Source organism: Azospirillum sp. UFLA03-27 (assembly GCF_059803775.1).
This window is the reverse complement of sequence record NZ_JAUQTX010000278.1, coordinates 1-8,390: the sequence shown is the minus strand read 5'-3', so window position 1 is coordinate 8,390 and position 8,390 is coordinate 1. Positions and strand designations below refer to the sequence as shown.

The window sequence follows — 8,390 nt, the reverse complement described above, 5'->3', positions numbered from 1 at the left end:
AAGACCCCGGTGCGGGGGGTGACGGGGGGGGAGGGGGCGTGGTCCGGCGCGCGGACCTCACTCCCTGTATCGGTAACCGACGCCATAGAGCGTTTCGATCTGCGCAAAGTCGGAATCAATGGCCTTGAACTTCTTGCGGAGCCGCTTGATGTGGCTGTCGATGGTGCGGTCGTCGACATAGACGTTCTCGCCGTAGGCGGCGTCCATGAGCTGGTCGCGGCTCTTCACATGGCCGGGGCGCTGGGCCAGCGCCTTCACCAGAAGGAATTCCGTCACCGTCAGGTCGATGGGCTGGCCCTTCCAGGTGCAGGAATGGCGGGCGCCGTCCATCACCAGCGGGCCGCGGGTCAGCAGAACGCCGGGTTCCGGCGCGGTCTTGTCACGGGTCGCCGCCTCGCGCCGCAGCAGGGTGCGGATACGCTCGACCAGCAGGCGCTGCGAGAAGGGCTTCTTGATGTAGTCGTCCGCGCCCATGCGCAGACCCATCAACTCGTCGACCTCGTCGTCCTTGCTGGTCAGGAAGATGACCGGCAGATGGCTGGTCTGGCGCAGGCGCTGCAGCAGCTCCATCCCGTCCATGCGCGGCATCTTAATGTCCAGCACGGCAAGGTCCGGCGGGCGCTGGGTCAGGCCGCGCAGCGCTTCGGCGCCGTCGGTGTAGGTGCGCACCTCGAACCCCTCCGCTTCCAGCGCCATGGCAACGGAGGTCAGGATGTTCCGGTCGTCATCCACCAACGCTACGGTGTGAGACATGTCGTTCGCGTTCCCAATCACACACCCCGTTTTCGGCAACCGCCGGTGCCGGCGGCCAACTGAAGCGGATGGCCGGCCCGTTGATGTCGCTTACTACGGAAGAATGGTTTCGTCTTATTTCGAAATGCGGGCTTTCCCAATGCTCCACGACGACCTGCAGGCGGCGCAAAGGCATGAAAAGCCAACTTTTCGCTTTTCCCAACCTATTTGTCTGGGCCAATATGGCACCAATGCGGCGCCGGGGAAACGGTGCTGCGCGGGAGAACGCATTCGTTTCAGGGCATGAGTTCCGACGAGTCCCCCATCCGTCCGACCCCAACGGGGCCGGGCGCCGCGGCGTCATCGGACGTCGGCGGCCGAACGGGAGGCGCCGCAAGGCGCCTGATGCGTGGTGCCGGCTTGGCGGCGCTGTCCACCGCCCTGCGCGGGGATGGCGACCAGCAGGATGGTCAACAGAATGACAGGGGCGGCTGGCCCTATCCCTCGCTGGTCCAGGTGGCCTTCGACTTCAACGGCACGCCCCTTCTCCTTCTCTCCACCCTTGCAGACCACACGAAGAACATCGCGCGGGATTCGCGCGTCGGCCTGCTGTTCGACGGAACTGCAGGGCTGGCGGAGCCGCTGTCCGGGCCGAGGCTGTCGGTTCTCGGGCGGGCCGAGCGCTCGGAGGAGCCGCGCCACCGGGCCCGGTTCCTGGCGCGCCATCCCGGTGCGGGGCTCTACGCCGGCTTCGCCGATTTCAGCGTTTACGCCGTGTCGGTGGAGCGTGCCCATCTGGTGGCCGGATTCGGCCGGGTGCGGTGGCTTGACCGCGCCGAGTTGATGTTGCCCGCCGTTCCCATGGCGCTGGCCGAGGCCGAGAAGGCCATCCTGAGCCATATGAACGCCGACCACGCCGACGCCTTGCGGCTGTACGCCACGGTTCTGGCCGGGCGGTCCGCCGACGGCGCCGAGCCCTGGGTGATGACGGGCATCGACCCCGACGGCTGCGATCTGCGGCGCAGCGGCGAAATGGCGCGGGTTGATTTCGATCACAGCGTGGAAAACCCCGAAGACGCTAGGGTCACTCTCGCCAGCCTCGCCCGGCAGGCTCGCCGGAGCGCACCCGGCGCGGCCGACGGCTCAGTGGATTCGGACGATCGTGACGGCTAACCACGACGCCGCGGCAAGCGGCGCGCAAAAAGAGCGCAACCAGGAGAAAACGTCAGTGGACCATAACGGACCGACCCGTTGCCGTTTTGGGTTTGTGGCCCTCGGGCCACCCCTCTCTTGCCAATCAGGACATCGGGCGCGCCCGGGGGGCGCGTCGGGATGACCGCCGTCCGGCCCATGGGCCGGGCTGCGGTGGTTTGAGCCGGCGGAACGACACCGCCACCGAACGAGGACGGCTTCGATAAGGGCCGAAAAGGCCAGCCGTCCGGACCTCCGGGCACCGGACCCCGAATACCAAGGGGCGGCGAACCCGGAGACGAGTTGAGAGGCAAAGGATGACCGGAACAACGCGCACGCGGAACAAGAAGCTCCTGGCTTGGGTCGAGGAGATCGCGAACAAGTGCAAGCCCGAGCGGGTGCACTGGTGTGACGGATCGCAGGAGGAATACGACCGCCTGTGCGCCGAGATGGTGGAATCGGGCACCTTCATCAAGCTGAACGAGGCCAAGCGCCCGAACTCCTACCTCTGCCGCTCCGATCCGGGCGACGTCGCCCGCGTCGAGGACCGGACCTACATCTGCTCCGAGCGCAAGGAGGATGCCGGCCCGACCAACAACTGGGTCGCCCCGGCGGAGATGAAGGCGAAGCTGGACGGCCTGTTCGAAGGCTGCATGCGGGGCCGCACCATGTATGTGGTGCCCTTCAGCATGGGGCCGCTGGGCTCGGACATCGCCCACATCGGCGTGCAGATCTCCGACAGCCCTTATGTCGCGGTGAACATGCGCATGATGACCCGCATGGGTCAGAAGGTGCTGGACATCCTGGGCGACGGCGACTTCGTGCCCTGCCTGCACTCCATCGGCGCGCCGCTGGAGCCCGGCCAGCCGGACGTGGCGTGGCCGTGCAACGCCGATCACAAGTACATCGTCCACTTCCCGGCCGATCACTCGATCGTCTCCTTCGGCTCGGGCTACGGCGGCAACGCCCTGCTCGGCAAGAAGTGCTTCGCGCTGCGCATCGCCTCCTCGATGGGCCGTGAGCAGGGCTGGCTGGCCGAGCACATGCTGATCCTCGGCGTGGAAAGCCCGGAGGGCGAGAAGACCTACGTCGCCGCCGCCTTCCCGTCGGCCTGCGGCAAGACCAACTTCGCCATGCTGGTTCCCCCGGCCGAGTTCGAAGGCTGGAAGGTCCGCACCATCGGTGACGACATCGCCTGGGTGAAGCCGCAGCCGGACGGCACGCTGCGCGCCATCAACCCGGAGGCCGGCTTCTTCGGCGTCGCGCCCGGTACCAGCATCAAGTCGAACCCGAACGCGCTGAAGACCCTGAACGCCAACGTCATCTTCACCAACGTCGCGCTGACCGACGACGGCGACGTGTGGTGGGAGGGTCTGACCGACGAGGCGCCGGCCCACCTCATCGACTGGCAGGGCAACGACTGGACCCCGGCGTCGGGCCGCCCCGCGGCGCACCCGAACTCGCGCTTCACCGCCCCGGCGGCGCAGTGCCCGTCGATCGATCCGGCTTGGGAAGACCCGGCGGGCGTGCCGATCTCCGCCTTCATCTTCGGCGGTCGCCTGTCCAAGACCTTCCCGCTCGTGTTCGAGGCCTACAACTGGCGCGAGGGCGTCTATTGGGCGGCGACCATGGGCTCGGAGGCGACCGCCGCCGCCGTGGGCCAAGCTGCCATCCGCCGAGACCCCTTCGCCATGCTGCCCTTCTGCGGCTACAACATGGCCGACTACTGGAACCATTGGCTGGCGATGGAAGGCAAGGTGGAGAACCTGCCGCGCATCTACCGCGTCAACTGGTTCCGCAAGGACGAGAACGGCAAGTTCGTCTGGCCGGGCTTCGGCGACAACATGCGCGTCCTGCGTTGGATCGTCGACCGCGTCCGCGGCCGTGCGGTGGATGCGGCGGAGAGCCCGTTCGGCTACATGCCGCGCTACCAGGACCTGAACTGGGCCGGTCTGGACTTCGCCGAGGACAAGTTCCGGAAGATCATGGACATCGACCGGAAGGAAGCCGAGGCCGAGGCCAAGGATCAGGAGGAGTTGTTCAACCGCTTCGGCAGCCATCTGCCAGACGAGATCGAGCAGCAGCGCGTGGCGCTTCTCAAGCGGCTGGAGGAGGCTCCGGACACTTGGCGGATCGGCTGATCGGACCGGCACCGGGTCGTCCGAGCCTGTAAGGAGGGACCGCCCGCGGGCGGTCCCTTTTCTTTTGCGCATGTGGCTGCGGCGAGGGTCCTTTTCGGGTACTCCTTTCGTGACACAATCCGTTGTCACGGCTAGGATCGCGTCCGACGCCGGGAGATTTACAAAAACTCAAGGGATTGCTGCGTCACTGGGCCGGCGGAACGCAAGCACGCCCGCTTGGCCGGCTTTCCGCGGAGCGGAGCGGTCAAGACACGGAAAATGACGCTGGAGGACGGAAGACATGTTCGTGATGATCGGCTTCGGCGTCGTGGTGTTCAGCGTCTTCGGGGGCTACGTCCTGGGCGGCGGCCACCTGGGCGTGCTGTGGATGCCCTTCGAGTTCATGATCATCCTGGGCTCCGCCGCCGGCGCGTTCTTGATCGGCAATCCAAAAGCGGTGGTCACCCACACCGGCAAGGAACTCGGCCACCTTTTCAAAGGGCCAAAATACAAAAAGGATGATTTCCTCGAGCTTCTCACCATGATGTATCAGGTCTTCAAGATCGCGAAGACCAAGGGGTTGCTTGCGCTCGAACAGCACATCGAGAAACCCGAGGACTCACCACTCTTCCAGCAATTTCCAAAATTCTACGGCGACCACCACGCCATATCCTTCCTCTGCACCTATCTTCGCCTGATGTCGCTCGGGGCCGACAACCCGCACGAGTTGGTCGACCTGATGGACGAGGACATCGAGACCATGCACCACGAGCACCAGCGGATCGCCGACGCCATCCAGGCGGTCGCCGACGCCGTGCCGGCGCTGGGCATTGTCGCGGCGGTGCTGGGCGTGATCCACACCATGGGATCGATCACCGAGCCGCCGGAGGTCCTCGGCAAGCTGATCGGCGGCGCGCTGGTCGGCACCTTCACCGGCATTCTCGTCGCCTACGGCTTCCTGGCGCCGATCGCCAGCGGCCTCAAGAACATCTACCACGCCGAGGGGAAATACTATCAGGCGATGAAGATCGGCCTGATCGCTCATTTGTCCGGCTACGCTCCGGCCATCTCCGTCGAATACTCGCGAAACGTGCTGGAGCCCGAATACCGGCCGAGCTTCGCCCAGTTGGAAGAGGCCACCTCGGCCCTGCCGCCCGCCTGACGCCGGATCATCCTTCATGCCAACCTCGTCCGAAGGCGCCGTCACCATCCTGTGGAACGAGGGAACGGTGGGGGAGTGGGCCTCGCTCTTCGCCCGCGTTCCCCGCTCCACCCTGCCGCAGTGCTTCGCCTATGCCGGCGCCATGGGGCGCACCCATGGCTTCGTGCCGCGGCTCGGCGTGATCCAGCGGGACGGCACGCCCATCGGGATGGTGCAGCTCCTGGAGCGGCGCATGCTTCGCCTGTTCCATCAGCGCCAGATCCACCGCGGCCCGCTGTGGCTCGACGGGGTCGAGCCGGATCTGGACACCCAGGAGGCAGTCTTCCGCCTGCTGCGCCGGGCCTGCCCCGACAACCCGCTGAACCGGGCCAGTCTGCTTCCCGAGCTGGCCACCAGCCTGGAGGCCGAGGCGATGCTGCGCCGTTGTGGCTTCCGCCGCTTCGGCCCCGGCTACCGCACGGTCTGGCTCGATCTGTCCCGCAGCGAGGAGGAGTTGCGCGCGGCGATGGCCCGCGACTGGCGCCAGCGGCTGAAGGGGGCGGAGAAGGCCGGTCTGGTCATCGACCTCGACTGGGAGGCCAAGAACCTGCCCTGGCTGATGAAGCAGGAGCATGAGCAGGCCCTGACCAAGCAGTTTCGCCCGATGACCGGCGCACTGGCCGTGCGCATTCGCAACGCGCTGTTGAAGGGCGGAGGGAAGGGCGATGGGGTGTTGATGGTCGCCGCCCTGGAGGATCGTTCGAAGACTGCTGCTCCGGCGGCGAGCGCGCTCTTCTACATCCATGGCGGCTCGGCCACCTACCAGATCGGCTGGTCGAGCGACTCGGGGCGCAAGAGCGGCGCGATGCGGCTGGTGCTGTGGCGGGCGGCCCTGGCGCTCAAGGCGCGCGGCGTGGGCTGGCTCGACCTCGGCGGCATCAACCCGGACAGCGCGCCAGGCGTGACGGAATTCAAGCTGGGGACTGGCGGCCACGCGGTTGAAAGCGTCGGCCTGTTTCGCTGATGCGGACTTCGAATCAGCGAGGGCCGTTGCAACACGGCGCCGACTGTCTCATCCTGATTGCAAGCGGAGGGAGCACGCCATGGCCGACAACGATATGAAACCGGAAGAGGCGCAACTGGCCATCGCCAAGGCGGCCCAGATGAAGCCGCAGGTTCAGGCCATGCGCGACCGCCTCCGCAAGATGGCGGACGACGAGGAGAAGGGCGTCCAGATCCTCGCCAGCGCCATCCGCCGCCTTCTTCACCAGGAATAGAAAGCGGCAGGAACGCGCTGGAACGGTTTCAGCAGGTGGTGGCCTTGGTGCACCCCTTGTCCTCGTGCGACCCGGGAGTGCGGGCGAGTTGAAGGCCGCTGCGCGCTTGCTCGAAGGTCTTTTCCAGCGACCGCACCGTCTGCTCGAAGGCTTGCATCTCACGGCCTTCCAACTTGTCGCCGGTGGGCAGGTCGATGCTCTTCGGGTTGATCTGTTGGCCGCTCTTCAGCACCTCGTAATGCAGGTGCGGGCCGGTGGATCGTCCGGTGGTGCCGACGTAGCCGATGACGTCGCCCTGGTCGACGCGGGCGCCGCGGCGCGTGCTCTTGGCGATCCGGCTCAGATGGGCGTAGGCCGTGGCGATCTGGGTGTTGTGGCGGATGCGGATGTAATTGCCGTAGGCACCGTTCGGCCCGACCTCTTCGACCACGCCGCCGCCCGCGGCGTAGATCGGGGTGCCGGTCGGCGCGCCGAAATCCATGCCCTTGTGCATCTTGCTGAAGCCCAGGATCGGGTGGTGGCGCATGCCGAAGCCCGAGGTGATCCGCGCGCCGTCGATCGGTGTGCGCAGCAGGGCGCGGCGGATGCTCTCGCCGTCGCGGTTGTAATAGTCGATCCGCCCGTCTCGGCTCTTGTGCCGGTAGATCGGGTACTCCTTGCCGCTCAGCACCAGCGCGGCGTAGAGCACGTCGCCTTCGCCGGCGCTCTTGCCGTCCGCGGTGACCAGCCGCTCATAAAGGACCTCGAATTGGTCGCCCGGCTGAAGGTCTCGCTGGAAGTCCACGTCATAGGAATAGTCGCGGATCAGCGCCATCATCACCGACACCGGCACGCCGGCGGCGTTGCCCGCTTCGAACAGGCTCGACCGGATCACCGTCTGCGCAGCGACCGGCTGGCGGGTAACCGCCTTCTCCGATTCGCTCGACGTGAAGTCGGTGTCACCCTTGCGGGACACGGAGACGGAGCGCACCACGTCCGGCAGGAACTCCAACCCGACGAATCGTTTGGTCCCGCCGCGGCGTGGCTCGAACAGGATGGTGACCTGCTGGCCAACCTGCAGCTTGCGCGGGTCATAAACCTTGCGCAGCGCCGCAATGGCGTTGGTCGCCTCGTCCGCCGGGACGTCGGCCCCGGTCAGCATGTCCATCAGAGTGTCACCGCGCCCGACGGACAGGATATGGCGGTTCGCGGTCGGCGACCGCTCGTCATCGTCGCTGGTCTCTTTGGCAGTGTTCTTGGCAACCCGCTCCGGCGGGGCCGTGCGCCCGCCTGCCGCATAGGCGGGCGATGCGACCGTGTAAGAGAGGAGCCCCGCCAGACCAGCGGCAACCAGGGCGAGCGTGGGAAGGCCACTGAGCCTCGAACGCACCGTCATCCTCCTATGCTTCCTCACACGTTTCGGACCGTTGTGGCGGCGGGCTGTTCGTCCGCCCAAGGAGCTGCCACTTTCTATCGGCGACCATGCGCACCATTTTTGTCACTGTCAACCCGATAGGGGTGGCTGCGTCAATCGGCTGGGCCCACTGAAGCCGTTCTCCCAAGCCGTACGCTTCGCCATGGCGCTGCGTCGGGTCAGGGGAGGGACGGACATACACTGAATCCAGCTTGGACTTCGGTGATAAGTCGCTCTGTGAAGAATTTTTCATGGAAATGCAAAAAGCGCTTGCGCCCGTCGGTGGGATGCGCTTATAAACCGCTCCACCGACGCAGCGCCGCAGACAAACGTGGCGGCGACGGATCAAAAAAGCGGATGACGATCCAAGAGCGGCGCCAAGCACTCGGCGCTGTTTGTTTCGTCTTCGAATTTCTGGTTCTTCGGTTTTGGCCCTGGCGGCCCACTCCTTGAAGGGGTTGGGCTCGGGGCATTGCGGTTCTCCTGGAGCCGCGGGATCTTGGAAATCGTTGATACCGTGTTGTGAGAAGGGATGC

General features: G+C 66.0%; 7 protein-coding genes and 1 pseudogene. 5 read left to right on the top strand and 3 right to left on the bottom strand.

Annotated features, from left to right (window positions below):
- Window positions 1-57 precede the first annotated feature (57 nt).
- Window positions 58-753: a response regulator transcription factor gene (locus tag Q4I23_RS27825; RefSeq protein WP_149167534.1), complete on the bottom strand. Its 696-nt coding sequence runs from the start codon at window positions 751-753 to the stop codon at window positions 58-60.
- A gap of 384 nt (window positions 754-1,137) precedes the next feature.
- Between Q4I23_RS27825 and Q4I23_RS27820 the strand changes: the two genes are divergently transcribed.
- The 5 genes and pseudogenes from Q4I23_RS27820 (at window position 1,138) to Q4I23_RS27800 (ending at window position 6,461) form a co-directional block, all read left to right on the top strand.
- Window positions 1,138-1,905: a HugZ family pyridoxamine 5'-phosphate oxidase gene (locus Q4I23_RS27820; protein ID WP_498528356.1), complete on the top strand. Its 768-nt coding sequence runs from the start codon at window positions 1,138-1,140 to the stop codon at window positions 1,903-1,905.
- 326 nt (window positions 1,906-2,231) lie between these two features.
- Window positions 2,232-4,064, top strand: a pseudogene (locus Q4I23_RS27815) (phosphoenolpyruvate carboxykinase (GTP)); the annotation flags it as partial.
- Window positions 4,065-4,344: 280 nt separating this feature from the next.
- The gene (motA, locus tag Q4I23_RS27810) at window positions 4,345-5,205 is read left to right on the top strand and encodes a flagellar motor stator protein MotA (RefSeq protein WP_035682389.1); all 861 of its coding nucleotides are present in this window, start codon (window positions 4,345-4,347) and stop codon (window positions 5,203-5,205) included.
- Between the two features lie 16 nt (window positions 5,206-5,221).
- Window positions 5,222-6,208, top strand: a complete 987-nt coding sequence (locus Q4I23_RS27805; RefSeq protein WP_498528355.1) for a lipid II:glycine glycyltransferase FemX — start codon at window positions 5,222-5,224, stop codon at window positions 6,206-6,208.
- Between the two features lie 79 nt (window positions 6,209-6,287).
- Window positions 6,288-6,461, top strand: a complete 174-nt coding sequence (locus Q4I23_RS27800) for a hypothetical protein (RefSeq protein ID WP_237907537.1) — start codon at window positions 6,288-6,290, stop codon at window positions 6,459-6,461.
- A 28-nt stretch (window positions 6,462-6,489) separates the two neighbouring features.
- On the opposite strand, the gene Q4I23_RS27795 is transcribed toward Q4I23_RS27800, so the two are convergent.
- Window positions 6,490-7,836: a peptidoglycan DD-metalloendopeptidase family protein gene (locus Q4I23_RS27795; protein WP_498528354.1), complete on the bottom strand. Its 1,347-nt coding sequence runs from the start codon at window positions 7,834-7,836 to the stop codon at window positions 6,490-6,492.
- Window positions 7,837-8,199: 363 nt separating this feature from the next.
- Window positions 8,200-8,390, bottom strand: a 191-nt coding sequence (locus Q4I23_RS27790; protein WP_498528353.1) for a hypothetical protein, incomplete at its 5' end; no start/stop codon positions are given.

What these genes read in the sequence shown, in the direction of transcription:
- Q4I23_RS27825 (WP_149167534.1), bottom strand. Translation starts at nt 753, where the DNA reads ATGTCTCACACCGTAGCGTTGGTGGATGACGACCGGAACATCCTGACC.
- Q4I23_RS27800 (WP_237907537.1), top strand. Translation starts at nt 6,288, where the DNA reads ATGGCCGACAACGATATGAAACCGGAAGAGGCGCAACTGGCCATCGCC.
- Q4I23_RS27820 (WP_498528356.1), top strand. Translation starts at nt 1,138, where the DNA reads ATGCGTGGTGCCGGCTTGGCGGCGCTGTCCACCGCCCTGCGCGGGGAT.
- Q4I23_RS27805 (WP_498528355.1), top strand. Translation starts at nt 5,222, where the DNA reads ATGCCAACCTCGTCCGAAGGCGCCGTCACCATCCTGTGGAACGAGGGA.
- motA (WP_035682389.1), top strand. Translation starts at nt 4,345, where the DNA reads ATGTTCGTGATGATCGGCTTCGGCGTCGTGGTGTTCAGCGTCTTCGGG.
- Q4I23_RS27795 (WP_498528354.1), bottom strand. Translation starts at nt 7,836, where the DNA reads ATGACGGTGCGTTCGAGGCTCAGTGGCCTTCCCACGCTCGCCCTGGTT.